The 25140-nt window shown below is 65.5% G+C and carries 30 protein-coding genes, 3 other RNA genes and 2 pseudogenes; 15 read left to right on the top strand and 20 right to left on the bottom strand.

What is annotated here, in order from left to right; genetic code table 11:
- The first annotated feature begins 96 nt into the window (after window positions 1-96).
- Together A7D17_RS00910 and A7D17_RS00905 are read left to right on the top strand one after the other, a co-directional pair.
- Window positions 97-1632, top strand: coding sequence for an AraC family transcriptional regulator (locus A7D17_RS00910; protein ID WP_064507360.1), 1536 nt, complete (start codon window positions 97-99; stop codon window positions 1630-1632).
- Between the two features lie 61 nt (window positions 1633-1693).
- Window positions 1694-1769, top strand: a non-coding RNA gene (locus A7D17_RS00905) — sX9 sRNA.
- 3 nt (window positions 1770-1772) lie between these two features.
- Here the strand turns inward: A7D17_RS00905 and A7D17_RS00900 are convergent.
- From A7D17_RS00900 to A7D17_RS00825, 17 genes and pseudogenes are all read right to left on the bottom strand, one after another.
- A complete protein-coding gene (locus A7D17_RS00900; protein ID WP_064507359.1) occupies window positions 1773-3602 on the bottom strand; it encodes a hypothetical protein in 1830 nt (609 codons plus the stop codon).
- Window positions 3603-3642: 40 nt separating this feature from the next.
- Window positions 3643-4329, bottom strand: coding sequence for a glycoside hydrolase domain-containing protein (locus A7D17_RS00895; protein WP_064507358.1), 687 nt, complete (start codon window positions 4327-4329; stop codon window positions 3643-3645).
- Window positions 4330-4495: 166 nt separating this feature from the next.
- Window positions 4496-5116, bottom strand: a complete 621-nt coding sequence (locus tag A7D17_RS00890) for a hypothetical protein (protein WP_064507357.1) — start codon at window positions 5114-5116, stop codon at window positions 4496-4498.
- Entirely contained in the window at window positions 5113-6183 is a 1071-nt protein-coding gene (locus tag A7D17_RS00885) for a hypothetical protein (RefSeq protein WP_064507356.1), read from the bottom strand. Before A7D17_RS00885 ends, A7D17_RS00890 begins: the two co-directional genes overlap by 4 nt.
- A gap of 19 nt (window positions 6184-6202) precedes the next feature.
- Window positions 6203-6550, bottom strand: a complete 348-nt coding sequence (locus tag A7D17_RS00880) for a hypothetical protein (protein ID WP_064507355.1) — start codon at window positions 6548-6550, stop codon at window positions 6203-6205.
- A 59-nt stretch (window positions 6551-6609) separates the two neighbouring features.
- A complete protein-coding gene (locus A7D17_RS24725; protein WP_064507354.1) occupies window positions 6610-6789 on the bottom strand; it encodes a hypothetical protein in 180 nt (59 codons plus the stop codon).
- A 286-nt stretch (window positions 6790-7075) separates the two neighbouring features.
- A pseudogene (locus A7D17_RS24720) lies at window positions 7076-7285 on the bottom strand (RebB family R body protein); the annotation flags it as partial.
- Window positions 7282-7461, bottom strand: a complete 180-nt coding sequence (locus tag A7D17_RS00870; RefSeq protein ID WP_162841723.1) for a RebB family R body protein — start codon at window positions 7459-7461, stop codon at window positions 7282-7284. The gene A7D17_RS00870 and the pseudogene A7D17_RS24720, both read right to left, overlap by 4 nt.
- An 89-nt stretch (window positions 7462-7550) precedes the next feature.
- A complete protein-coding gene (locus A7D17_RS00865) occupies window positions 7551-7838 on the bottom strand; it encodes a hypothetical protein (protein ID WP_239692110.1) in 288 nt (95 codons plus the stop codon).
- A gap of 154 nt (window positions 7839-7992) precedes the next feature.
- Entirely contained in the window at window positions 7993-8271 is a 279-nt protein-coding gene (locus A7D17_RS00860; RefSeq protein WP_022973268.1) for a RebB family R body protein, read from the bottom strand.
- A 54-nt stretch (window positions 8272-8325) separates the two neighbouring features.
- Window positions 8326-8592 (bottom strand): RebB family R body protein, encoded by a 267-nt coding sequence (locus A7D17_RS00855; RefSeq protein ID WP_039414371.1) that lies wholly within the window; start codon window positions 8590-8592, stop codon window positions 8326-8328.
- Between the two features lie 30 nt (window positions 8593-8622).
- Complete coding sequence (locus A7D17_RS00850; protein ID WP_064507351.1) at window positions 8623-8892, bottom strand: RebB family R body protein; 270 nt, start codon at window positions 8890-8892, stop codon at window positions 8623-8625.
- Between the two features lie 38 nt (window positions 8893-8930).
- Window positions 8931-9218: a RebB family R body protein gene (locus A7D17_RS00845; protein ID WP_064507350.1), complete on the bottom strand. Its 288-nt coding sequence runs from the start codon at window positions 9216-9218 to the stop codon at window positions 8931-8933.
- An 822-nt stretch (window positions 9219-10040) separates the two neighbouring features.
- On the bottom strand, window positions 10041-11105 hold the full coding sequence (gene hemE, locus A7D17_RS00840) for a uroporphyrinogen decarboxylase (RefSeq protein ID WP_064507349.1): 1065 nt from the start codon (window positions 11103-11105) through the stop codon (window positions 10041-10043).
- A 14-nt stretch (window positions 11106-11119) separates the two neighbouring features.
- Window positions 11120-11371, bottom strand: a complete 252-nt coding sequence (locus A7D17_RS00835; protein WP_005995035.1) for a WGR domain-containing protein — start codon at window positions 11369-11371, stop codon at window positions 11120-11122.
- Window positions 11372-11534: 163 nt separating this feature from the next.
- Window positions 11535-12647 carry a 3-dehydroquinate synthase gene (gene aroB, locus A7D17_RS00830; protein WP_064507348.1) on the bottom strand — a complete coding sequence of 371 codons (1113 nt, stop codon included), beginning with the start codon at window positions 12645-12647 and terminating at the stop codon, window positions 11535-11537.
- Window positions 12644-13186 (bottom strand): shikimate kinase, encoded by a 543-nt coding sequence (locus A7D17_RS00825; protein ID WP_064507464.1) that lies wholly within the window; start codon window positions 13184-13186, stop codon window positions 12644-12646. The genes aroB and A7D17_RS00825 overlap by 4 nt, the downstream gene beginning before the upstream one ends.
- Window positions 13187-13390: 204 nt before the next feature.
- On the opposite strand from A7D17_RS00825, the gene pdxH reads away from it, so the two are divergent.
- From pdxH to A7D17_RS00780, 9 genes are all read left to right on the top strand, one after another.
- Window positions 13391-13990, top strand: coding sequence for a pyridoxamine 5'-phosphate oxidase (gene pdxH, locus A7D17_RS00820; protein ID WP_064507463.1), 600 nt, complete (start codon window positions 13391-13393; stop codon window positions 13988-13990).
- Window positions 13987-14442, top strand: a complete 456-nt coding sequence (gene aac(6') / locus A7D17_RS00815; RefSeq protein ID WP_064507347.1) for an aminoglycoside 6'-N-acetyltransferase — start codon at window positions 13987-13989, stop codon at window positions 14440-14442. The genes pdxH and aac(6') overlap by 4 nt, the downstream gene beginning before the upstream one ends.
- Window positions 14443-14574: 132 nt before the next feature.
- Complete coding sequence (locus A7D17_RS00810; protein ID WP_064507346.1) at window positions 14575-14991, top strand: YjfI family protein; 417 nt, start codon at window positions 14575-14577, stop codon at window positions 14989-14991.
- A gap of 9 nt (window positions 14992-15000) precedes the next feature.
- Window positions 15001-15774 (top strand): PspA/IM30 family protein, encoded by a 774-nt coding sequence (locus tag A7D17_RS00805; RefSeq protein ID WP_064507345.1) that lies wholly within the window; start codon window positions 15001-15003, stop codon window positions 15772-15774.
- A 26-nt stretch (window positions 15775-15800) separates the two neighbouring features.
- Window positions 15801-16883, top strand: coding sequence for a potassium channel family protein (locus tag A7D17_RS00800; RefSeq protein WP_064507344.1), 1083 nt, complete (start codon window positions 15801-15803; stop codon window positions 16881-16883).
- On the top strand, window positions 16880-17557 hold the full coding sequence (locus A7D17_RS00795) for a DUF2491 family protein (protein WP_193395295.1): 678 nt from the start codon (window positions 16880-16882) through the stop codon (window positions 17555-17557). The genes A7D17_RS00800 and A7D17_RS00795 overlap by 4 nt, the downstream gene beginning before the upstream one ends.
- 34 nt (window positions 17558-17591) lie before the next feature.
- Window positions 17592-17996 (top strand): DUF350 domain-containing protein, encoded by a 405-nt coding sequence (locus A7D17_RS00790; protein ID WP_064507342.1) that lies wholly within the window; start codon window positions 17592-17594, stop codon window positions 17994-17996.
- Window positions 17997-18009: 13 nt separating this feature from the next.
- Entirely contained in the window at window positions 18010-18585 is a 576-nt protein-coding gene (locus A7D17_RS00785; RefSeq protein WP_064507341.1) for a DUF1190 domain-containing protein, read from the top strand.
- Entirely contained in the window at window positions 18585-19751 is a 1167-nt protein-coding gene (locus A7D17_RS00780) for a glutathionylspermidine synthase family protein (RefSeq protein WP_064507340.1), read from the top strand. Before A7D17_RS00785 ends, A7D17_RS00780 begins: the two co-directional genes overlap by 1 nt.
- A gap of 30 nt (window positions 19752-19781) precedes the next feature.
- Here A7D17_RS00780 and A7D17_RS00775 read toward each other — a convergent pair.
- Window positions 19782-19859, bottom strand: a non-coding RNA gene (locus A7D17_RS00775) — sX9 sRNA.
- A gap of 236 nt (window positions 19860-20095) precedes the next feature.
- Here A7D17_RS00775 and A7D17_RS24510 point away from each other — a divergent pair.
- Window positions 20096-20281, top strand: a complete 186-nt coding sequence (locus A7D17_RS24510) for a hypothetical protein (RefSeq protein WP_064507339.1) — start codon at window positions 20096-20098, stop codon at window positions 20279-20281.
- Window positions 20282-20447: 166 nt separating this feature from the next.
- Here the strand turns inward: A7D17_RS24510 and A7D17_RS00765 are convergent, their stop codons facing one another.
- Window positions 20448-21815: an MFS transporter gene (locus A7D17_RS00765; protein ID WP_064507338.1), complete on the bottom strand. Its 1368-nt coding sequence runs from the start codon at window positions 21813-21815 to the stop codon at window positions 20448-20450.
- Window positions 21816-21912: 97 nt separating this feature from the next.
- On the opposite strand from A7D17_RS00765, the gene soxR reads away from it, so the two are divergent.
- From soxR to A7D17_RS00750, 3 genes and pseudogenes are all read left to right on the top strand, one after another.
- Window positions 21913-22359: a redox-sensitive transcriptional activator SoxR gene (gene soxR / locus A7D17_RS00760; protein ID WP_064507462.1), complete on the top strand. Its 447-nt coding sequence runs from the start codon at window positions 21913-21915 to the stop codon at window positions 22357-22359.
- A 205-nt stretch (window positions 22360-22564) separates the two neighbouring features.
- Window positions 22565-24556: pseudogene (locus A7D17_RS00755) on the top strand (M1 family metallopeptidase).
- A 79-nt stretch (window positions 24557-24635) separates the two neighbouring features.
- Window positions 24636-24709: non-coding RNA, sX9 sRNA (locus A7D17_RS00750), on the top strand.
- 4 nt (window positions 24710-24713) lie between these two features.
- Here A7D17_RS00750 and A7D17_RS00745 read toward each other — a convergent pair.
- Window positions 24714-24941, bottom strand: a complete 228-nt coding sequence (locus A7D17_RS00745; protein WP_064507337.1) for a hypothetical protein — start codon at window positions 24939-24941, stop codon at window positions 24714-24716.
- Window positions 24942-25140: the final 199 nt, after the last annotated feature.

The following is a 25140-nucleotide window of genomic DNA, read 5'->3' as shown; positions in this document are numbered from 1 at the left end:
TGCAGTTCTTGGAGCTTTGCCGACGGTCTGGTCAGGGATGGCGCGACTTGGGTATGGCCGCCTTCCCAGCGCGCCAGTGATCAGGTCGGACTATCAATGGAAAAGCAAGTCTTCGATGTTTTACAGCGCGCCTATCTTCCCGGTGATTCCTTGGCAAAAATGCTGGAGAAAATTGCCGCGGAACTATCGCAGAGCGAGATTTTGAACGGTGCGGTATGCGAGTTCTCTTTGGAGGCGGAGGAAAGCGATCTGCCTGCTCCGGATCAGGCGAACAACCAGACGACGTTCGAGCAGTGTTTCCCCGTCCAGTACGCCAGGCAAATGCTCGGTACGCTGCACGTGACCCCGATCCACTGCGGCATGACCACGCAAGCGATGACGCTGTGCGAGCAGATTGCAACGTATTGTGCGTATTTGATCAAGCGCGATGCAGCGCGGACCTGGGCGGAAGAACACCTCGCTCGATCGTGGATGATCGTAGGGGTTTGCGAAGACGTCTGGATGATCGACGAATTCGTCGAGCAGGCCGCGTACAGCTGCTTGCCAGTCATCGTGCGCGGCGAGTTCGGTACCGAAAAAGAGCATGTGGCGACCCTGCTGCACGCCACTGCGCCCTGGCGCGATGGGCCGTTCGTTGCGATCGATTGTACCGCTCCTGCCGACGTGCCGGCAGCATGGTTCGAGCGCGCAGCAGGAGGAACGCTGTTCCTGCAGGGCGTGGAGGAGCTAGACGACGCGCTGCAACGCCAGGTGGCAGGACATCTCCGAGGCCGCTGCAATACCGGGTTTGCGTTGGGCGGCGAGGGCCTGCCCCGAATAGTCGCTTCCACCACCGCCGATCTATCGCGCCGCGTGCTGGCCGGACGCTTTTCGCGGGCGCTGCTCTCGCAACTGGATGTCCTGGCGTTCGAGCTCGCGCCGTTGCGTAAGCGGCGGGTGGACATCGGCTTTCACGTCGAACGCATGCTGGATCGGCATGGTTTGGATCACGGTCAGGTGGTCACTGAGGTGCTGATGGACGCCCTGCTCCACTACCCATGGCCGGAAAACCTTCAGGAGCTGCAGCGGGTGGTGCTGCGCCTGGCGGTCATGACTGCCGGCAGGCCGATCAGCATTGCCGATATCCAGCGCCACGCGCCGCGTCTGCTGGAAGACCGGGCGCAAGGAGCGCAGCGCAATGCGCACGCGACTATGCCGCAACAGGCCGATCCGCCAGGCGAGCCAGCGCCACCGGAAACCCCGGTCGACTGGATCGCCGGCCTCCCGCATCGCCCCGGCCAACGTCTCGCCAGCCTGCACGATGCACTGCGGCGCGCCCTGGTACATCTGGGTGAGCACTACGCTGAGTCGCTGACCTTGGGCGAACTGGCTCGGCAGGCGCACGTCAGCCAGTCGCATCTGGGCTTTTTGTTCCGCGACGAACTCGGCATCCCGTTCAAACCGATGCTGCAGCAACTGCGCATCGAGAAGGCGAAAGAGCTGCTGCAGAAGCAACGAAAGCTACGCATCACCGAAGTGGCGTTGAAGGTAGGCTTCGGCGATCTGAGCCATTTCGAGAAGAGCTTCCGACGGTTGGTGGGGGTGAGCCCGAGAGCGTTTCGCAATATGCCTGCTGTAGGTAACACACTCTAAGAACGGCTAACAAAACTACTGCTCAGCCGTCGGGCGGGCGCGGTCGGTGCTCGGGATCGGCATGTACCACTCGTACACTCTGGTTCCTGCGCGCCGCCCACACCCACCTGGCGACTGCTCGCTACGTTCTGTTAGCCGCTCTAAGCCTGCGGTAACACCATCTTGATCGCTTCGTGCTGTTTGGACAGCAGATAGCGCAGCACGAACTCGTCGATCACCGCAGCGGCGGCCTTGCGCTGGCTGTCGATATCCAGCAGTGCAGCATACGCGTTGCCGGGATCGGCGGCGTTGGAATGAAAGGGTGCTTGCGCATCGGTAGCGGTGGTCAGAGTCAGAAACGCGAGAACTTTCCTGTCGAACGGTGGCTTTTTCTGGTCGAGGTACACCACCAGCGTGCATTCGTAGCTGAGCCCGCCCACGCGCGGCGTGTTGTGGGGCTGGGCAAGGACTTGAACGTCCTCGCCCAGCCAGCGCCCGAGTGCTTGCGCGAACGCTGTGGTGTCCAGACTCAGCAGGGCCTGATGGCTAACCCGTACGAGCGCGGCCATGTCTACTCCGGAAAAACGCAACTGCGCGATGGCCAGATACGGATTTTGCGCAAGCGTGGACATCAACAGCAGGTCGTCGCTGAAAGCAGCCGAGAGCATGGCCGGCGTGGTGAATGCCGAAGCAAGCAGATCGATCATTGTGCGGGTGCCGTGGCGCGCAGCCAGAACGCGGTCACGAGTGGCGGAGGTTGGCTGGCCGTGTGCGTAGTCCGGTGCGGCGCCCACGGTACGGGCGCGCACCGATGCCATCATCGCATCCACCAGCGTGGCAGCATCGTTGCCAGGGGCACCCACGCGCGTGCCGGCCATTCCGTCGAGTACTGCCTGGAAATGCGGCAACTGGCTATTCGTGTCATACCACGCGCGAATGGTGGCGACGCGTTCGCGCCGCTTGGCTTCCTTGTGTGCGCCCGGGCCGTTCGGATCGCAGGCGATCTCGCACAGCATCCATAGGTTTTCGCGCAGGTGGTAGTCCAAATCCGGTAGTGGCAGTTGCCACCGTTCCTCGCTGCCGCCAGCGGTTAGGATGGTGAGGTGCCTACGGCCGATTTCTGACCAAATCGCAATCGTCTCGATGGCGTCGCGACGCGGCAGGCTTACATCGATCAACTCCATCAAGATGCCGCGCGGGCTTGCAGGTCGATCGATGATATGGTCCACGGCGCGCTCGAACTGTGTACCATGCCATGTGTAGCCGAGCCGATAGAGAATGAAGGGCTTGATGGCGTCGTTCAACGAGATTCCGGGAATACTTAATTTTTGATTCGGCACAAGGTCAGGCTGCGCGGCCGACGGCGGCGTACGATCGTCGCCGATCGTACGGCTGACGTCGGTCGATAATCCGATACGTTCGCCGTCAAAAATGCGGCGCAACATCTGTGGTTCGTCGCACTGCATTAAATAGGCCACGCCTGTGCCAGGCTGCCTTGGCTCGCCAACTGGATCCACGTAGACGTAGGGTGTCAATGGGGAGTCCTCGGGAGGACTGATCAGCGCAATTTCAGTGGCAATGTGGATTCCCGCATTGCGCATTTCCTCCAGCACGATCTCCTCGATGCTCGCCTGGAGCGCTGCTTGAATAGGTCCTGGGAGCCATGGGTCGATGACGATTTGGGTGTCCCAGTCCGAGTCGCCGGAGTCGAATAGCTCCCGATTGTTTCCTCGCAAGTTATCCATGCATGCTTTGAAGGCATTGCCGCCCTTGATGTAGAAATATGCAAGCGGCTGATCTGCACGTAGCGGAAATTTCTCTTGAAATTCCATACATAAAGCTGTGATGCGGTCTTGCAGAATTCCCAGCGCCTGGACTGCGGCCGAGCGCACATTGCGTAACTGCGGATAGCGTCCCACGTCGTTGATCCGCTTGGTCAGGTTATCGCTAATCGCGCGGCGCATTTTTTCTTGCTGGAGAGATTCCTTCATTGGATAGCCTTGATTTGAATTGTGTGAGAAGCACCTCGGTTCATGGACTGCTTGGATCTGGCGTTATCGCGTAACTCAAGTCGACCTCCAGCCCGTCGCAGGGGGTACCGGGAAGCGACAGCACCGCATCCTGCTCGAATTGCCAGAGCATGGCCTGGGAATAGCCGCAGCCGGCCGGATCGGCGGCCTGGATGTGCTGGATGTCGCCGGTATAGCGATGACGGCCCGCGGTGGAGACACGCCAGGCCCAGACGCGCGGGGATGGACCGGGACCGATCCGCGACAGCAGTTCCACTGCGCGCGCGTGCGAGCAATACAGGCCTGGTGAATATCCATTCTCCACTAGCGCGGCGATCCACAGGCGGATGTAGTCGATGGCGGTTTGGGGCGGGCTGCCGCCATCTTCCCAGTCGAGATAGACGACCGCGCCGTCGGGAAAGCGTTCGGCGCGTGCCAGCGCTGCGGCCTGTGCGCCGTCGATGCTGCCTTGCCGGGCGGTGACGTCGTGCGAACCGGGGCCGATCGTCTGCTGGCCCAAATAGACCGGCGCCAGGCCCCAGCCTTGCGCGATCAACGCGGCACGTTGGCCCATCCAGCCGGTGTCGGCATGGCTCGGCGCCGGTGCCAGGTAGTAGCCGCACCACGCCAGCTCGGTCTGGGTCTTGAGCCAGTCGAGGGCGGGCAGTCCGGGAAATTGATCCGTGTCGAAGCCTGCGTAGCACGTCATGTCCAACTCCTTCGGAGCGTGTATTGGTCGGGCCTGCCGCGGCGATGGCGGTGTGGTCGTGGTGTCGGAGTGCCTTGGTGGCGGAGGAGCCGCTACCGGTCCGGACGTGTCCGGACGGTCCACTGCAGGTGCCGGCATCGCCGACACCTGGAACTGCATCGATCGGTTAGCCGGCTGTCTCGCTGCCGGGGTTCGGATTCGCTGGCGACGTGGCGGCCATCGCCTGCTCGGTCTGCTGCTGCGCGGCGGCGACCGCGGCGGCAGCAGCCTGGTCGGCCTGCTGCAGGGCCTGGTCTGCGCTATCGATCGCCTGATTGTTGCCGGCTGCTGCGGTCGCTGCGGCTGCGACCCGCATGGCCGCCTGCACGGCCATATCGCTGGCCGCCATGGCCTGATCGATTTGGGCTTGCGCCGCTTTCAGCGCGGCTTCGATCTGCGACGATCCTGGCCATTGCGCAGTGGAGGGTGGTGCCTGGTTCGGCGGCGTGGGCTGGGTATCGTCGGACATACTGGTGTCTCCTGAAGTGGACGCGGAATGGAGCGGGGCAACGGTATCGGTACGCAATGGCTGGATCGGTATCGTGACTGGTGCGGTATCGGGCGGGCGCTGCGCTGCGAGCGTGCGCAGCATCTCGCCCAGTGCGCGGTCGGCCTGCGACATGCCCTGGCGTGCGGCTGCCAGGGCAGCGGCGCGACCTGAATGCACCGCATCGCGGGCCGCGTCGGCGGCGCTGATTGCAGGCGCGGCCTGGTCGCTGGCCGCGGGCAGCGAGCGCGATGCGTTCACTCCCAGTCCTCCGTTTCCTCAGCGGCCGGCTTGCTATCGGACGCAGGTGCCGGTCCGAAATCCCGCAGCGAGATAACGCCCCCGTTGACCTGCAGCAGCGCAGCCAGGGTGTCGTTGTGCATGGCGAATACGCAGCTGTTGCCATCCTGGCCCAGCACGCCGCGGCTGGGCCGGTTGGCCGCCAGGAATGCCTGCGCAGACTGCAGATACCGGCGGATCGCATCGCTGGCCGTCTGATCGTCGCCATCGCCCCGGTAGCGGATGTGCTGGACGATCTGCTGGGCGGCCAGCGATAGCCGCGCGAAGCCGATCTGGCGACCGCGCGCCAGCCACTCGGCAACGCTGCGTTCGACCTCGTTGGGCGAGGGCAGCCCCTGCACCTGTGGGCAATCCAGCGTGCCGAACAACTGCGGCAGCAGCGCCTGCACTGCCGAAGCCGCCGCATGCGCGCGCTCGTCTGCGGCGGCGATGGTGGCGGTGCAGGCCAGATAGAAGCGGTAGTAGTCGCAGAATTCCAGCGGCGTGCGGGCCTGCTCGACGGCGAATGCCGCCGCTTCCTGCTGCAGTGTCGGCGTCACGTCGGCCGGCGGCGGGTCGGCGGCCAGCTGGCGCAGTGCCAGGCTGTCCTCCAGATCCAACGACTGGAACACCGCAGCGCCATCGAGCTTCAGCTGCGTCAGCAGGCTGCGGCCGGCGGCCAGGTCGCTTGCCGTGTACAGGGCGTTGTCGCGGAAGATCCGCTGCAGCCGCGCCTTGACCACCGAACCGGTGTCGCCGGCTTCGGCCTGCGCCAGCGTGCCTAGGTCGGTCGGGCTCAAGCTCATGAGTTTGACCGGGCTGACCTTCAGCTCCAGCTGCGGCAGCAAGGTCAGCCGCGAGCCGTGCAGGCCTTGCTGCACCTCGTCGAGCAAGCTGCTCTCGTCGGGAAAGTCGTAGCGCACGCCGGGCGACTGGATCGCCCAGGCCAGCCACTGCGTGCCTCCATCGATGAAGGCCAGGCACTGCCTTCCGAGCGTCGACAGCATCGACGGCATCGAAATCAGGCGGCCTGTGATTGAAACGGACATTGCAGGACTCCTTGTGGATTCAACCGGCGGGGAAATTCTTCAGTACCAGGCCGGCCGCCGAACCGATCCTGGCGAAGTCGTCGGTGGCGCCTTGCATCAGCGACTGCGCCTGGGTAAGTGCGGTGACGTACTTCGCGTCGCCGGTGGCAAGGTACTGCGCCATCGCCACGCCGACGGCGGTGGTTGCGATGGTCGAGACATTGCGCAGCGCATCGGTGGCATCCTGCACCGCAATGGCCGTGGACTGCGCCACCGATTGATAAGCCTTTCCGGCCCCGCTGGTCAGCACGACCTGCGGGCTCATGGTGGCCATCTGGGTCTGGTTGATCACATCGATGACCTGGGCATTGACCTTGCTCGGTTCCATCTCGGCTCCCGTGGATTGATCGGCGGCCTGGCAATGAGGCCTGGTGGTGAAACGCGCCTCTACGCAGACGGCTTATGGCGAAGGCGGCGTTGTAGATGCAGGTGCAGGTGCAGGCACAGATGCAGGTGCAGGTGCAGCAGGAGCAGCAGGTGCAGGTGCAGGAGTGGGTGCGCCAGCAGCTGCGGCTGCGGGCGGAACTGGGGGGGGAGCAGCAGGAGCATCAGCAGTGGCAGCATCATTGGGGGCGGCGCCGGGGGCGGGGGGAGTGGCAGGCAGCGGCGGCGGTACGCTCAGCGCATGCACTTCCATCAGGTCGGCAGTCGCGGTTGCGGCGTCGGCCGAGGCGCCCTGTGCCTGGGTCTTCAACACGTCGACGGCCGTCTTCGCTTCCGCCGCTGCAGCAGCGATCAGCGCTGCCGGTGCGGGCGGTACAGGCGGTGGGCCAGGCAACGGTGCAACTGTCGGCGCTGGTCCGGGTGGTGCAGGCGGGGGCGGTGGCGCAACCGGAAACGGTGCCGAGATCATCTTGGCGCAGGCGGCGGTAATCGCGGCAGCATTGATCATGCCGGCGCCTTGCTGCCGGTTCACGGCGTTGTGCATCGCCATGCCCAGCGTTTCCAGCATCACGGCATCGAGCATGCCGAGCGCCTGCGCGGGGGCTTGACCGGTGGTCAGCGTCACGATGCTGCTCACCGCGTCGACGATCTGACTGTTTACGCTACTGTCGTCGATCATGACGAAGTCGCTCCCTTCTGAATGATCAAGGCAAGGATCTGCGTGAGTGCGGCATCGGCGAGTACCTGTCCGCGTTGCTGGCTGGCGACGGCGTTTTCCATTGCCAGCGCGATGGAATCCGACAACGCCAGATAGGTTGCCCCCATCGCGAAGGCCGGCGCCTGCCCAATGGCCATCGCTGCACCTGTTGCGGCAGTGCCGACCAGGCTGGCGAGGTTTGCGGCACGCGCGCTTGGCTCCATGACGGGGCACTAGCGTCGGCGTTCTAAGCCAACGACGGCCTGCGCTGTTCAACGCCGGCCGATGCCGAGAACAGAACGGTATTCTGTGGCTCGTGTCTGCCCGCGTACTGCAAGGCCACGCCATCGGGTACGCGTTCCAGAAATGCAAAATTGCCGTGCGCCACGTCGATCACGTTGCCCGGCTTCTGGCGATAGACCAACGGCTGCGCGCCGGGAATCACGGGCAGGATGCCGTCGAACTCGACGTTCATCACCGCCTTCTGGTGTGGCGCAAACGTCGCCACGATGGTGCGGCCCCGAATCAGTCTCACGACGACGTCCAGGGTGTTGGATGTGGGGATATGACGTAGTTGCAGCATGAGGCGTCCTTTCTCGATTCGACCAGCCAGATGCGTGGAGGTGACAAGGGCATCGCGTACCGAACCAGGCGCCGCTCACACGCTGGCAGCGGCGCCTGGCTGTCGATTACCGAAGCCCGGCGCTGAGAATTTCCCGGGTGGCCACGCCATCGGAGGCGGTGTCGATCGAATACAGGGTGGATACGCCCTGGGTGGTCGATGCCTGCATCGTCACGTAGGACTGCTGCTGGTTGTTGGTGGCGTTGTGCGCGGCGTTGGACAGCGCCTGGCTGGTGGCGACGAACAGGTTACCCATTGCGATCGCCGGCGCATCGCCGAGGACCTTGGTATTGACCTGGGAAACGGAGTCGGTGATCTGGCTGTTGACGGCAGTCGGAAAGGCCATGGTGATAGCTCCTTACAGGGTGGTGGAAGAATGAAGACGCTGCGGCGTTATCGGTTAGCCGAGAATCTTCTTGGTGGCGGCACCGGTGGTGCCGGTATCGAGCGAGTACAGCAGCGAGACGCCCATCGTGGTTGCCGCCTGTGCGGTGACATACATCTGTTGTTGCGCGAGCGTGGCGTTATGTGCGGCGTTCGCCAGCGCTTGCGCGGTGGCCTGGTACAGATTGCCCATGGCTGCAGCCGGGGAACTCCCCAGTACCTGCAGGTTGGCCTGGGTAACCGAGTCGGTGATCTGGTCGTTGACGGCGGTGGGAAATGCCATTGGCGAATGTCCTTGGCGTTAGCCTGGTCGTTAAACGCTCAGGATCTGCTTGGTAACGACGCCGGTGGTCGCGGTGTCGATGGAGTACAGGGTGGCCACGCCCATGGTGGTGGCCGACTGCGCGGTCACATAGCTCTGCTGCTGCGCGTTGGTTGCGTTGTGGGCGGCATTGGCCAACGCCTGCGCGGTGGCCTGATAGAGGTTGCCCATGGCGATGGCCGGGGCGTCGCCAAGCACCTTTGTGTTGACCTGGGTGACGGAGTCGGTGATCTGGTTGTTGACTGCAGTGGGAAATGCCATTTGGTGCTCCTTAGTGGACGAAGGTCAGCGCATCACGTTCAACCCAGGCCTTTGACGCCTGTGCTCAGAATCTGCTTGGTCGCCACTCCGGTGGTCGCGGTATCGATGGAGTAGAGCGTGGCCACGCCCATGGTGGTGGCCGACTGCGCGGTGACATAACTCTGTTGCTGCGCATTGGTCGCGTTGTGGGCGGCATTGGCCAGTGCCTGTGCGGTGGCCTGGTACAGGTTGCCCATGGCGATGGCCGGAGCATCGCCCAGCACCTTGGTATTGGCTTGTGTGACGGAGTCGGTGATCTGGTCGTTGACGGCAGTTGGAAAGGCCATGCTTTTCTCCCTGGGTTTGCGGATGTCGAAACGCTGGAACAAACGTAACGGTGTCGAGGTTGTAAAGGCGACCTGCCTGGCTGCGGATGTGTTGCAGTGGCACCGCATCACCGTGGAGCCACAGTAGATCGCCGTGCTTTCGAAGAATTGGTGCAAACCACGGCAATGCCGGGTTTATCGACGTGAAGCCGATACGGCTTGAGAGCGGCATACGAGTCGGTGTCACGTTCTGGAACGCGGTGCGGGGAATTTGTCTATGAATCGCAACCGGGTTTACAAAAACACCCTGCGAAACGCATGAGAGCGTGCATCGTTGCGGCTGCACCGACGGCTTGCGCTCGCTTGACGATGGCTTGCCCGGCCGTTGCGGCACGCGTCGTTGGCGCAGGATCGAAGCGAACCTGCCGAGGTACAGGGACTGCGTTTCGATGATGGGTTGAACACCGTCACAGATCGCGATGCGTGCGCAGCGAGCAAGCAGTGAGGGACCTGCACGGGGATGCGCATCGCCGAAACACGCCGTTGCCTGCTTGGATCGCACAGTGACCCACAGCAGCGCTGCATGACGTATGGCAGACGCGGTCGATGCTCGTGCGGCATGCATCACGCAGGCGCTAGGGCTCCTCTGCGTGACTGCACGCTCGATGCCGTCAGCGGTCTCTCACTGCGTGCTCTCGCACCGAAGGCGCAGAGAATCTGCAACCGTCACAGCTCTGCTTGTGAGACGCTCTCAGCGCATTGCGCGCTGGCGTTGCCGAACTGCCGCTTGTCGCATTCTTCAGGAACCGGCAGCACACGCAGTGCTGTCGGCTGTACGGAAAATCAGCGCTTGCTCAAGCTCTGCACCGCCTCGACCAGCACGCCCACGTGCTCCGGATTCATGTCCGGCGACATGCCGTGGCCGAGGTTGAACACGTGGCCTTCGCGCGAGCCGCCGTTGCCTTGCGCGTAGCTGTCCAGGGTCTTGCCGACTTCTGCGCGGATCGCCTCGGGCGAGCCGTACAAGGTCGCCGGGTCCAGATTGCCCTGCAGGGCGACGCGGCCGCCGGCGCGCTGGGCGGCATCGGCCAGCGAGATCGTCCAGTCCACGCCCACCGCTTCGGCACCGCTGGCGGCCAGCTCGCTCACATAGGCGCCATTGCCCTTGCCGAACAGCACCAGCGGCGTGCGCTCGGCCCCGATGCCGCGTTCGAGTTCGCGTGCGATGCGGGTCAGGTAGGGCAGCGAGAATTCGCGGTACATCGCCGGCGACAGCACGCCGCCCCAGGTGTCGAACACCTGCAACGCCTGCGCGCCGGCTGCGCGCTGCGCGGACAGGTAGGCGATGACCGCATCGGTGACGGTGCCGAGCAGCTGATGCAGCACATCCGGCGCGTTGAAGGCCATCGCCTTGATGCGCGCGTATTCCTTGCTGCCGCCGCCTTCGATCATGTAGCAGGCCAGCGTCCACGGGCTGCCGGAGAAGCCGATCAGCGGCACCGCGCCGTCCAGTTCGCGGCGGATCAGGCGCACCGCGTCCATCACGTAGCGCAGCTCGGTTTCCATGTCGGGCACGCCCAGACGGGCGATGGCAGCGGCATCGCGCACCGGGTGACGGAACTTGGGGCCTTCGCCTTCGACGAAGTACAGCTCCAGGCCCATCGCATCGGGGATGGTCAGGATGTCGGAGAACAGGATTGCCGCATCCAGCGGAAAGCGCTGCAGTGGCTGCAGGGTGACCTCACAGGCGATCTCCGGGTTCTTGGCCATGCCCAGGAAGCTGCCGGCGCGTGCGCGCGTGGCGCGGTATTCCGGCAAGTAGCGGCCTGCCTGGCGCATCAGCCACACGGGGGTGCGGTCCACGGGCTGGCGGTTGAGGGCGCGCAGCAGGCGATCGTTCTTGAGCATGGGAAGAGATGTCCTCAGAGCGGCGCGTCGGCGCCGCCGGTGATGAGTTGGAAGCCGCGTTTGAGCTGAGTGTCGCGGGCCTTTTCGAAGGCCCGGTCGGCCTCGTCCTGCAGCAGGTACTGGTCGCGTCGCAATTGCGTGCGTCCGCCGATCTGGCCGCTTTCGCGCAGCAGTTCCCAGCCACCGAACAGGTCCGGTTGCAGGGTCAGCTGGACATAGCGGAGCGGCTCGTTGCCGCCGGAATCGTGTTGCAGGAGGATGCGCATGCCGCCGATTGTAGCCGGGCACTGCTGAAGGCGGCGTTGGCCGGACGGGGTGCGGCTGCGCCAGGCGCGAAGACAGTGGGGGCAGGTGCTTGCTGGGTTTGGGGGCTTCGCGGCGCATTGGCAGCGCCAGGGCAGGCGGCACCAACGCCAGCCGGTGCAGCGCTCAGCCGGCCAGGATCTCCAGCACTGCGGACTCGTCCACATCCGGCACCACGTCGGCCTTGCCGATACCGCGCCACAGCACCAGCCGCAGGCGTCCTGCCACGTTCTTCTTGTCCAGGCGCATGCGGCCGAGCAACGCATCGGGCGACAGCCCGGGCGGGATCTCGGTGGGCAGCTCGAAGTCGCGCAGCAGGGCGCGCAGCGCCTCGGTGTCCTGCGCGGAGCTCATGCCCAGCGCCGCCGACAGACGGGCGGCCAGCACCATGCCCACCGCCACCGCTTCGCCATGGTTGAGGTTGTCGTTGCCGGGCGCGCCGTAGCCCTGTTCGGTCTCGATGGCGTGGCCGAAGGTGTGGCCCAGGTTGAGCAGGGCGCGCTCGCCTTTTTCCAGCGGGTCGCGCGCCACGATCTCGGCCTTGTGCTCGCAACTGCGGGCGATCGCCTGTGCCAGCGCAGCGGCATCGCCGTCCAGCAAGGCATGGCGCTCGGCATGCAGCCACTGGAAGAACAGCGGATCGCGGATGGCGCCGTACTTGATCACCTCGGCCAGGCCGGCGCGCAGCTCGCGCGCGGGCAGGGTGCGCAAGGTGTCGGTATCGGCGATCACCGCGCGCGGCGGGTGGAAGGCGCCGACCAGGTTCTTGCCCTGCGGGATGTCCACCGCGGTCTTGCCGCCGACCGAGGAATCCACCATTGCCAGCAGGCTGGTGGGCAGTTGCACGCAGTCCACGCCGCGCATCCAGCAGGCGGCGGCAAACCCGGCCAGGTCGCCGACCACGCCGCCGCCGAGCGCGAACACACAGGCGTCGCGGGTGGCGCCCAGCTCGGCCAGCGCGCCAATGGCGGCGCCGAAGTTGTCCAGCGTCTTGGAGGCTTCGCCGGCGGCGATCACCAGCTCGCCCAGCAGCAATTCAGGGCGCGCCTGCAGCAGCGCGTTGCGCACGCCGGCGGCGTAGTGCGGGGCCACCTGCGAGTCGCTGAGCAGCAGCACGTGGCGGCCGCGGACATGGCTGGCCAGGCGTGCGCCGTCGGCCAGCAGGCCGGGGGCGATGGTGATGGTGTAGGGGGTGGCGCCGTCGACATCGACGCTGCGCGAGGAACGGGGAAGTGTCATGCAGGGGGACTCGACATGCGCCATTGCGCGGCCAGCCGCAGCACCAGCTGCGCGGTGGCCTCGTTGGGGGAGAAATGATCGGTTTCCAGCGTGAGGTCGGCGACCTCCTGGTACAGCGGGGTGCGCTGGGCGGCCATGGTGTGCAGCACCTGCTCGCGGTCGGCGCGCTGCAGCAGCGGGCGATTGCGGTCGCGCGCCAGCCGGGTCAGCTGGGCGGGCACGCTGACATGCAGGTAGACCACGAAGCCACGTGTGCGGATGCGTTGCCGATTGCCTGCATCCAGCACCGCGCCGCCACCGGTGGAAATCAGTTTGTTGTCCTGCTGCAGCAGCGCCTGCAGGGTCTCCGTTTCCAGCTGCCGGAAGCGGGCTTCGCCGTGCTGCTCGAAGATGGCCGGGATGCTGCTGCCGGCCTGCTCGACGATGGCCTGGTCCACATCCACGAAGTCCAGCCCGAAGCGCTCGGCCAGGCGGCGGCCGATGCAGCTTTTTCCGGCGCCCATCGGGCCGACCATCACGAGATTGGGAGCGGGGTTCATGCGCACCGATCCTAGCATTCGCGCCCGCGCACGGGGCCGGTTGCGGCGTGGTGAAACCATTCCTGTCTCCGTGCTGCCCGCGCTTGCCAGGATGTGCGGGGCAACGAAGCGGACGCCGCGGTCATCGCACGCGGCGGCGTGGCGAGGGGACAAGCGCACGCGATGCGCCCACAATGGACGCCCATCCTGCTGCCACGCACCGACATGCCCGATCTGTACGCAGAAGCCCTTGCCACCTTCACCGCGCTGTATGCCGAGGCGCACGACAGCGCCGAGCTGGAAGCCAGCGCCATGACCGTGGCCACCGCCAATGTGGACGGGCGCCCGAGTGCGCGGACCGTGCTGCTCAAGGCGTTCGACGCGCGCGGCTTTGTGTTCTATACGCATCTGGACAGCGCAAAGGGCCGCGACCTGCAGACCCATCCGCAGGCAGCGCTGCTGTTCCTGTGGCGCAGTCTGCGCGAAGCCGGCATCCAGGTGCGTATCGAGGGCGGCGTGCAACTGGTGAGCGCGGACGAATCCGATGCGTATTTCGCCTCGCGCCCACGCATGAGCCAGATCGGCGCCTGGGCGTCGTTGCAGTCGCAGACGCTGGGCTCGCGCGCCGAATTCGACGCGGCGATCGCCAAGGTGGAAGCCACCTTCGACGGCCGTGACGTACCGCGTCCGGATGGCTGGGGCGGCTTCCGGGTGGTGCCGCAGGCGTTCGAGTTCTGGTACGGCGCCAGATTCCGCCTGCACGAGCGCTGGCGTTACGAGGCCGATGCGGCCAGCCACTGGACCAAGCGGATGCTGTATCCATGAACGCGCAGGCCGGATGGCGGGTGCGCGCGGCGGTCGCTGCCGATGCACACGCCTTGCTGGCCTTGCGCCTGGCGTTGTGGCCGGATGCCGACGATGGCCTCGACGACCTGCAGGCCGCGCTCGCGCAGTCCGCGGCCAGCCACCTGGTGGTGGTGGACGATGCGGATGCGCCGCTGGGGTTTGCCGAGGTATCGGTACGCCACGACCACGTCAATGGCACCGACAGCACGCCGGTGGGCTTTCTGGAAGGGTGGTATGTGGTGCCGGCCTGGCGCGGCCGCGGGCTTGGTCGTGCGCTGGTGGCAGCGGCGGCCGAATGGACCCGGGATCAGGGCTGTGCAGCGCTGGCCTCCGATGCGCGGCTGGAAGACAGCAATGCCCAGGCGGCGCATGCGGCGTGCGGTTTCGAGCCAACTGAACGGGTGGTCTACTTCCGCCTGCAGCTTGCCTGACCCGCTGACTTCCGGCCCATTCTGCCGGTCGCGCACAGTCTGTAGTATGTCCGCCCATTGCACGGCTGCTGCTGCATCACCGCAGCGGCATCTGCATCACCACCGCTGCATGACCGAAGGACAGGACATCGTATGACGCAGTACACCACTGTCGAATTGCACGGCCTGCTGGCCGAGCGCTACCGCGGCCAGCCGATCGAGGTCGAACTGATCGACGGGCTGGAACCGGCCATCAACCTCACCCTGGCCGACCACGGCGATATGCAGATCCAGGTCGCCGCGTCCGGGTCGCAGATCTTCGTCTCCACGCTGCTGGCGCATGCCGACCAGGTCAACGATCGCGCCGCATTCAACGATGCCTGCCTGCGGCTCAATCCGCTCAATCCGCTCTCCAACCTGGGACTGGTCCAGGTCGACGGCAAGGACCGCTACGTGGTGTTCGGCGAGCTGTCGGCATCGTCGACGCTCGACCAGATCGACGAGGAAATCCAGACCCTGGCGGCCAATACGCTGGATGCCGCCGAATCTCTCAAGCCGTTCTTTTCATAAGGCGTTGTCATGAGTATTTTTTCCAAGCTGATCACGCTGCTGCGTGGGACTGCACACGAAACCGGCCAGAAGGCCGTCGATGCCAATGCATTGCGCATCCTCGACCAGGAAATGCGCGATGCCGGCGCCCAGCTCACGCGCTCGCGCGAAGAGCTGACCAAGCTGATGGCGCAGAGCAAGCTCGCCCAGCAGAAAATCGACGCGCGCGCCGGCAAGATGGCCGAGTACACGCGCTATATCGAAGGTGCCCTGGCCAAGAACGACGAGGCGCTGGCGCATGACGTGGCGGTGAAGCTGGCTGCGCTGGAAAGCGAAGACGCCGGCGACAAGGCGTCCAAGACCGCGCTGGATCAGTCGGTAGCCACGCTCAAGACCACCATCCAGAAGACCGAAAACCAGCTGCGCGGCATGCGCCAGCAGATCGATACGGTCAAGGCCACCGATGCGGTGCAGAAGGCGCAGGCCGCCATCGCTGCGCGGCATTCCGGTGCCAGCAGCAAGATGGGCTCGGCACTGGAATCGCTGGAGCGCATCAAGGCGCGCCAGGCCGAAACCTCCGCACGTATCGAATCGGCCGAAGAACTCGAAGCCGCCAGCGGCGACGGCGATCTGAACCGTCGTCTGGCTGCCGCCGGCCTGATGGAAGGCGAATCCAACGCCGCCGCGGTGCTGGCGCGCTTCAAGAAGCCGGCTGCGCAGCTGGGTCATGAGGGCACCAGCGGCAACGCGCCGTTGATCGGCCAGGTACGCGACGTGCAGCAGGTTCCGCGTAGCGACAGCTAACCCAGCGCAACGGCACAGGACGCGCCATGATCATCGTTGGAAAGCTGTTCCGGGTCTTGCGGCGCCATGTGCGCCGCGTCAGCTGGGGCGTGGTCGCGCTGGCTTTGCTGGCGCACATGGGCCTGAGCTGGGTGTTGCTGCTACTGGCTGGCGAGCACAAGCTCGTCGGCCTTGATGCGTTTCCGTATTACTACATGACCACCGCCACCACGATCGGCTATGGCGACCTGTCGCCGGGTTCGGTGGCCGGGCGCTATATTGCCGCGTTCGTGCTGATGCCGGGCGCGGTGGCGCTGTTCGCCACGGTGCTGGCCAAGACCAGCGCGGTGCTCATCACTTTCTGGAGGCGTCACTCCATGGGCAAGATGGCCTACGACGCGTTGCGCGGGCACACCATCCTGATCGGCTGGCAGGGCGCGGCGTCCACCCGTCTGCTGGAGTTGTTGCTATCGGATACCGCCACCGACGATGAAGGTGTGGTGCTGGTGGCAGAAGGCATCGCCGAAAATCCGATGCCCGACCATATGCGCTTCGTGGCAGCCGAGTCGTACACCCACACCGAGGTGTACCAGCGTGCCGGCATCGCCGGCGCGGCGCGGGTGATCGTCAATCCGCCATCCGACGACCAGACCCTGGCGGCGGTATTCGCGTTGATGGCGCACGCGCCGGCTGCGCATGTGGTGGCGCATTTCGATTCGGCCAGTGCCGCGCGGCTGGTCAATCATCATTATCCAGCCATCGAATGCACGCGGCCGATGACCGCCGAGATCCTGGCCCGCGCCGCGCAGGACCCGGGCAGCGCGGCGATCACCGCCGAGTTGCTGTCGGTGGACGATGGCCCCACCCAGTTCAGCCTGGCCGTGCCGGCCGATGCGCAGGTGCTGGAGTACAGCATGCTGGCCGCCGATTTCAGCCAGCGCGGCGCGCTGTTGCTGGGCCTGCGCACGCCCGAGAGCGGCTTGCGCCTGAATCCACCGGCCGGCACCCCGGTGGCCGCCGGTGCCATGCTGTATTACCTGGCCGAGCAGCGCGTGCCTGCGCATGCCATCGCATGGCAGACGCTGCGCACCGCCGCGGGTTCCGTTTCCGCATCGCCACGAGGTGTCTGACGATGAGTTTTTTCAGCAAATTGTTCGGCCAATCGCAATCGCCGCCGTTGCCCGGTTCCGGCAACGGCGCCATCGGGCATGCGCTGCCGCTGGGATTGCGCGTGGGCGGGCAGGTCGCCATCGATACCACGCTGTATCGCATGGCACCGGATGCGATGACTGCCGAGTTGCCGGGTGGCAACCAGGGCATCCCGTGCTACGGCCACGTCAATCTGGGCGATGGCTATGCGCTGCACCGGTTCTATCTGGATGACGATGCCTTCCTGCAGGTCACCACCGTGGGCGGCGATCTGGAGGCCATGAAGGCGTTCGTGTACTGCGAGACGGTGAACCCGCCGAGCAAGCAGGCCTTCCAGGAGTTCGTGATGCAGCACCCGCATCTGGGCGCGGCGCAGATCGAGTACGCCGGCAAGCGCTGGGAGCGCGCCACCCAGTCCACCGACGACAGTGCGCGCATTCCGCCCATCGCCTACGACGAAGTGCTGTATCGCTACCAGCCGCCGCGCCGCGATGGCGACCTCACTCATTACGCCATGCTCTACAGCCGCGACGTGCCGGAGCTGCAGCGCGAGGAATTCCTGCTGGTGACCGGCGAGGATTCCGGCCCCAACGAATTCTGCGTCACCTATGCGGTCGGGATCGACGTCACCGTTGCCGATCTGGACATCACCTGAGCACGCGCTCGCCCCTTCCTCAACCGGTCCTGTCATGAACCCGATCAACCTGCAGAGCTTTCTGGCGTTTCTTTCCTACTTCGGCACCGGCCTGGGCGTGCTGATCGTCTCGGTGGTGCTGGTGACCCTGGTCACCCCGCACAAGGATTTCACCCTGCTGCGGCAGGGCAACGTGGCCGCCGCCGCGGCGCTGGCCGGCAACCTGATCGGCGTGGCATTGCCGCTGCATTCGGCCATCACCCATTCGGTGAGTCTGTTCGATGCGCTGATCTGGGGCGTGGTGGCCTGCGGCATCCAGGTGCTGGCGTATCTTCTGGCCAACCTGGTGGCCGGACGCATCTCGCGCCAGATCACCGACAACGTCGCCGCCGCCGGTATTTTCTCTGCCGGCGTGTCGATCGCTGTGGGCCTGATCAACGCCGCGGCGATCACGCCGTAACGGAGACTGCGCCATGAAGCGATCACGCAACCTCAAGCTCACCCTGATGGCGGCCTTGCCGGCCGCGCTGGTCACCGGCTGCGGCTCGGAGCCGGAAACTGGGGTGGTGCTGCAATCGGCATCGGACTGTTACCAGATCAAGCAGGAGCAGGGCAGCATCGAGCAATGCCTGAAGGCCTACGACGAGGCCGCAGCCAAGCACCAGCAGACTGCGCCGCGTTTCAGTACCCGCTACGAGTGCGATGCGCAATTTGGCAGCTGCACCGCGATCCAGACGGCGCAAGGCCAGCAGAGCTGGATTCCGCCGATGGGCGGGTTTTTGCTGGGTTATGCGCTGGGCAATATGAGCGGCGGCGGTGGTTATCGCTACGGCGGCGCAATTCCGCTGTATCGCGATTACCGCAGCGGCGGTTTCTACAAGCCCAACGGTGATCTGGCCAGCAACCGCATCGGCACGGTGCGCGGGCGCAGCGGCGCGATCGACATGCCGACGCGGGCGATCACCGTGTCGCGCTCGGGCTTCGGCTCCAGCGCGGCGGCACGCAGTTCGTTCGGCAGCGGCGGGCGCAGCTCCGGGTTCGGCGGCTGATGCAACGCATCGCCATCGCCGAGCGCCCGGATTGGCGCAGCCAGGCCGAGTCGCTCGGCTTCCATTTCCACACCATCGGCGGCGAGCCGTACTGGGACGAGCGCGCGTATTACGCGTTTTCGTTGCGGCAGATCGAAGACGATATCGAAGCGCCCACCCAGGACCTGCATGACATGGCGATGCAGCTGGTGGACGAGGTGGTCGGCTCCGAGGCGCTGCTGACCAGGCTGGCCATCCCACCGTTTTACTGGGACTGGATCGCCAACTCCTGGAAGAACCGCGACCCGCATCTGTACGGCCGCATGGACCTGGCGTATGCCGGCAACGGCCCGGCCAAGTTGTACGAGCTCAATTACGACACGCCCACCTCGCTGTACGAGGCTGCGTATTTCCAGTGGTTGTGGCTGGAGCAGCAGATCGCCGCCGGCGTGCTGCCGGCAGGCACCGATCAGTACAACCTGATCCAGGATCTGTTGTGCGAAACCTTGGGCGCGCTGGCGGTGGATGGCGCGCTGGGTGCGCAGATGCATTTTTCGGCGGTGCGCGACTCGCTGGAAGATCGCGCCACCGTGCGCTATCTGCGCGATTGCGCGCACCAGGTAGGCATCGCGACCGAAGAAGTCGCCATCGAGGATATCGGCCTGAGTGTCGAGGGCTGGTTTACCGACGACCAGGACCGCGTGATCCAGACCTTGTTCAAGCTCTACCCGCTGGAATTCATGATGGAAGAACGCTTTGGCCCGGCGTTGATCGCCAACCGCGTGCGCCTGATCGAACCGGCATGGAAATCGGTGTTGAGCAACAAGGGCATCCTGCCGTTGCTGTGGGAGCGGCACCAGGGCCATCCCAACCTGCTGCCCGCGCGTTTCGCGCAGGCAAACGAGGCGGCAAGCGCCGGTTGGGTGCGCAAGCCGCTGCTGTCGCGCGAGGGCGCCAATATTTCCCTGGTGACCGCACAGGGCGAGGCCGCGCAAACCGACGGGCCGTATGTGGACGGCCCGGCGATCCTGCAGGCGCACCATCGGTTGCCGGTGTTCGATGACCGTCACGCGCTGGTGGGTAGCTGGGTGGTGGCCGACCGCCCGGCCGGGCTGGGCATGCGCGACGACGATGGCCCGATCACCCGCGACACCTCGCGCTTCGTGCCACATGTGATCCTGGAGTGAGGCTGTTGCCGGCTTGCTGCTGCTGAGCATGGCTCACCCAACGTTGTGAGCAGTCGTCAGATGTGTGTGTGGACGACGCACAGGAACCGGCGTGTACGGATGGCGCACGAACATTGACTGCAGTGGACACGCACCTGGCGGCACTCCCCGGGTTTGTGAGCCGCTCCATGTCGTGACGATTGCGGCGCCGGCACCAGTGTCCGGTGTGACGGATGAGGCGTAGGCAGGCGGCGTCGGCAGATGTAGACACGGGCAGGGGCTGCCTTGCACAGGCCGCAGCCGCAGGCAAGCCCCTGCGGATGTGCGATGCAGTGCAGGTTTTCCACACCCCCTGTGGATGGAAGTTGCACAAGGCTGTGGACAAGTGCCGGCAGGCCCCGGCCTGCAAGGCTGTCAAGATGGGTGGCGAAAAAATGACCAATCGGTTGCGGTGTTGTATCCGCCGTGCCGATCAAGGCAATACCGGCAAGATCGGCAAAGTCTTTGCTGGTGTCACGCTCATCGGTGTGTCGCATGCGGAGATGGCATGAGGCAGCGCGTCAGGTCTTGCGTTGGGGCAGCGATGCAGGCGATGCAAACGATGCTCAGCGAACGGCGACGACAGTGCGGCAACGCCATGCGCACGCCACGATCAACAGGGCGTCAGTCTCCCGCCTTCTATTGCGGACAAGCGCGCCACCGCGCGTGCCGCACGGCTCAGACCCGCCGCGCCACCACCAGGCTGAGCACCGCCAGCAACCAGGCCAGCACGAACACACTCAGATAGGCGGCTACTGTGGCCGATGCCAGCAGCGCGGCGAATAACGCGCCCGCCAGCGCCAGCATGCCGGCCACCGCAATGGCTTCACTCAATTGCATCGCCGAGCTGTTGGCCCCCTGCCGATCGGGCGGCGACAGCGACAGGGTCAGCACCGACAGGCTGGGATACAGCAGCCCCATGCCCAGCCCGGTCAGGGCCCAGCCGGCAATCGCCAGCGGCACCGGAAACACCGGCCACACCGCGCCTGCGCCGATCGCGATCCCAGCCATCATCAACACTGCTCCAGCCTGGAGCAGGCGCGGTCGCGACCAGCCCGTACGGCTATGGCCCTGGTACCACGAGCCACTGAACCAGCCCAGCGCACCCACGCTCAGCGCGACACCGGCCTGCAACGGCGACAGCCCGCGCTCGCGCGACAACAGCAGCGGCAGGAACGCTTCGAAGCCGAAGAATGCCGCCGCCGCGATACCGCGCAAAGCGATCACGCTGGGCAGGCCGCGCGCCAGCCGCAAGCTGCCGGCCGGCAGCAGATGCCAGGCGCAATACACCGTAAGTAGCAGCGCCGGCAGCATCGCCACCGGCGCAAGCATGCCGTGCAGTTGCCCGCCCAGATACACGCCGAGCACGCCGGTGGCCGCGCCGATCGCCCAGCCCAGGACCGCATTCGATTCGGTGGTGGTGTTCGACCAGGTGCGCCCGCGCAAGGCCGGCCACAGCATCAGCCCTGCCGGAATCGCCAGCAACGGCACCGACAGGAACACCCAGCGCCAGCCAGCGTGCTGCACGATCAAGCCGCTGATGCTCGGGCCGATCAAGGATGGCACCACCCAGCCTGCAGAAAACGCCGAGAACACGCGCGGCCGCAGGTGTTCCGGATACAGCCGCCCGACCAGGACATACAGCGCCACCGAATAGGCACCGGCGCCCAACCCCTGCAACAGTCGGCCGGCGATCAACAGCGGCATGCTCGGCGCCAGGCCGGCGATCAACAGGCCGATCACGAAGCACAGCAGCCCGGCGCCCAGCGCACCACCGGGGCCGCGACGGTCGCTCCAGCGCCCGGCCGCGGTCATGCCGACCACGCTGGTGGCCAGCGTGCCGCCGAACGCCAGCGCGTACAGCGGCAGGCCGTTCAATGCGCGCGCCACGGTCGGCATGGCCGCGGCGACCGCCAACGATTCGAAGGCATTGAGCGAGACCAGCGCCACCATGCCCAGGGCTGCAGCGCGATACGGCGCGGAAAGAATCGAGACGGGCGGCGAGGAGGGGCGCGTGGCGGCAGGCAAGGCGGTATCGGTGGGCATCGAACATCCAGGGCGGGTGGGTATGGCCAGGACCGTGCTGCTTGCATCGGTCATGGCCGCGCAGCATCCTGCCTCAACCAAGGTTGAGGTCAAGGCAATGCAGCGTGAGTTGTCCGTGGGTGAAGTGGCCAAGCGCAGTGGCGTGGCGGTGTCGGCACTGCATTTCTACGAGCGCAAAGGCCTGATCCGCAGCCTGCGTACCGCGGGCAATCAACGGCGTTACGCGCGCGATGTGCTGCGACGGATTGCAGTGATCCGCGTGGCACAGCGGCTGGGCGTGCCATTGCAGCAAGTGCTGGACGCCTTTTCGGTGTTGCCGGATCAGCGCACGCCCACTCGCGCGGAATGGGCGCGCATGTCCGCACGCTGGCGTGGGCAACTGGATGCACGCATCGACGAACTGCAGGCCTTGCGCGACCAGCTCACCGATTGCATCGGCTGCGGCTGCCTGTCGCTGCGGCGTTGCCGGTTGAGCAATCCGGACGATCGATTGGCCGACGATGGCGATGGCGCCCTGCGATTGGGCGCTCTCGCCCAGGAGTGATCGCAGCAAGGTGGCTGTACGCGCTGGGTGAGGCGCACATTGGTCGCCGCAACTTGCAACCTCACGCTGAGGTATCGCTGGCGGGTGCGCCTGCCAGGTAGCCCAGACATGAAGGCGCGTCCCGCGCCAGGCATTTGACCAGCGATGGCATGGATGTCGCTGCAATTGGCCGTAGCATGGACATTCCCCCGTTGCAGGACCCGCCATGTTCCCCACCATGCGCCGAGCACTCACCGTTGCCGTCTCGCTTGCCTGTGCCAGTGTCTGCACCTGCGCAGTGGCCGCCACCGCTCCCGCGGCGCCATCAGCCGGGTTCGACCCGCTGGCGCTGTTCGCGCCGCTGCAACTGCCCGACGCCCCCAATGCCTACCGTAGCGGCAGTGGCGTGCCTGGCCCGCTGTTCTGGCAGAACCGTGCCGATTACCAGCTGCAGGCCAGCATCGACCCGGCCAGCCACACGCTCAGCGGCGAGGCGGCGATCCACTACACCAACCACAGCCCCGACACCTTGAACGTGGTGTGGCTGCAGCTGGATCAGAACATCTACCGCGCCGATTCACGTGCCGCTGCCAGCCGCCCGTCGCGGCGCACCCAGTTCACCGACGGCATGCAGATCGCCAGCGTGGAGATCGACAGCGACGGGAAGCGTCAGCCTGCACATTTCCTCATCGACGACACCCGCATGCGCGTGGACCTGCCGCAGCCGCTGGCCGGGCAGGGCAAGGCGCTGACCTTGCATATCCGCTACCGCTACCGCATGCCGGGTACCTGGGGCGGGCGCACCGCCTACAGCGCCAGCAAGCAGGGCGAGATCTACGAAGTGGCGCAGTGGTATCCGCGCATGGCCGTCTACGACGATCTGCGCGGCTGGGACACGCAGCCCTATCTGGGCTCGGAGTTTTATCTGGAGTACGGCAACTTCGATTACGCGGTGACGGTGCCGGAGGGGTTTCTGGTTGCCGGCTCCGGTGCGTTGACCAACCCGGCCGAGGTCCTCAGCCGCGCCGAGCAGCAACGCCTGCAACAGGCGCGTGGCAGCGACCGCACGGTGCTGATCCGTACGCCGGCAGACGTGGCTGCACGTGCGGCGGCACCGGCGGGCACCGGCACGCGCACCTGGCGCTTCCATATGGAGCACACCCGCGACGTGGCGTTTGCCGCATCGCCTGCGTTCGTGTGGGACGCCGCACGCATCAACCTGCCGGGCGGCGCGCAGTCGCTGGCGATGTCGGTATACCCGGTGGAAGCGGTGGGTGCGGACAAGTGGAACCGCTCCACCGAATACGTCAAAGGCGCGATCGAGCATTTCTCGCAGTGGTATGCGTACCCGTGGCCGGCGGCGATCAACCTGGGCGGCTATGGCGCCGGCATGGAATATCCAGGCATCGTGTTCGACGGCTTCGAGGACGGCGGCAAGGACCTGTTCTGGATCACTGCACACGAGATCGGTCACACCTGGTTTCCGATGATCGTCGGCTCCAACGAACGCCGGCATGCGTTCATGGACGAAGGCTTCAACACCTTCATCGATGTCTATGCATCGGACGCTTTCAACAAGGGCGAGTACTCGCCCAAGCGCGATTCGGAATATGCGCCCAAGGGCGGCAACCCGGTCGACGAGATCCTGCCGTTGCTGGCCGACCGTAGCGCGCCGACGCTGATGGACATCGCCGATGCCACCAGCGAGACCTACCGTCATCCGCTGACCTATTTCAAGGGCGCGCTGGGCCTGGTGCTGCTGCGCGAGCAGATTCTGGGGCCGGAGCGCTTCGACCCGGCGTTCCGCAAGTACATCGCCACCTGGGCCTACAAGCATCCCACCCCATCGGATTTCTTCCGCCTGATGGAAAGCGAAAGCGGCGAAGACCTGGGCTAGTGGTGGCGCGGTTGGTATTTCAACAACTGGCAGCTGGACATGGGCATCGCCCGCGCGCAGTACGTCGAGCACGACCCGGCCAAGGGGCTGCAGCTGACCTTGCGGAGCCGGCAAAAACTGGTCATGCCGGTCACCGTGCGCGTGGATCTGGCCGACGGCAGTCACCTGGACCGTCGCGTGCCGGTAGAGACCTGGCTGCAGACCGCCACGCCCACGCTGACCCTGCCGACCACGCAGAAAGTGCTGCACGTGACCCTGGACCCGGAGCATGCGCTGCCGGATGCCGACCGCAGCGACGATCGCGTGGATGTGATCGGCTGACCGTCGCCAGCGCGGGCAGACTCAAGGGCAACTCGCAAGACGACTGTGCTCACCGACAGGCGGGCGCAGCCGGTGCTCGATGCGGCGCGCGTACGCTCTGGTTCCTCCGCGCCGTCCGCACCCACCCGAGGACGGCGCGCTACGTTGCCAGCCGCGCCTAGATCACGTTCGCCGATGCGCGCAATCGCCGCGCGCTGCAACCGCCACCCACGGCGCAATCGATTGCGAAGATGGCGCCGTTTTCCTTTGCATCCGTCAGCTCTGTGCTGGTTTCCAGCACCACGAGGTCGGTCGCCAGCGCCGCATGACGATCGTATGCCTCGTGCGTCCGGGTCGATCGCGTTGTCGTCGATGTGCAGTTTGCGCAGTCGTCCTGCACGACCATGCTGCTGCAGTTTGATTGTGCGAATTTCGCCGCACCTGCTGCCAGTTTTCGCGCAATTGAATGATAACGCTTACAGCCGCGCCGGCATTGAAGACTGCATGCGGACTCAAGCGACTGCCGTATCGGCTGTAACAGTGCCTGTCCATCACTATGCTGCAACGCACGGTGACAAGTCATTTGATGCCTCACTAGGCTGCGC

Source organism: Xanthomonas floridensis, from assembly GCF_001642575.1.
Lineage (GTDB): Bacteria > Pseudomonadota > Gammaproteobacteria > Xanthomonadales > Xanthomonadaceae > Xanthomonas > Xanthomonas floridensis.
This window is presented reverse-complemented; position numbering and strand designations above follow the sequence as displayed.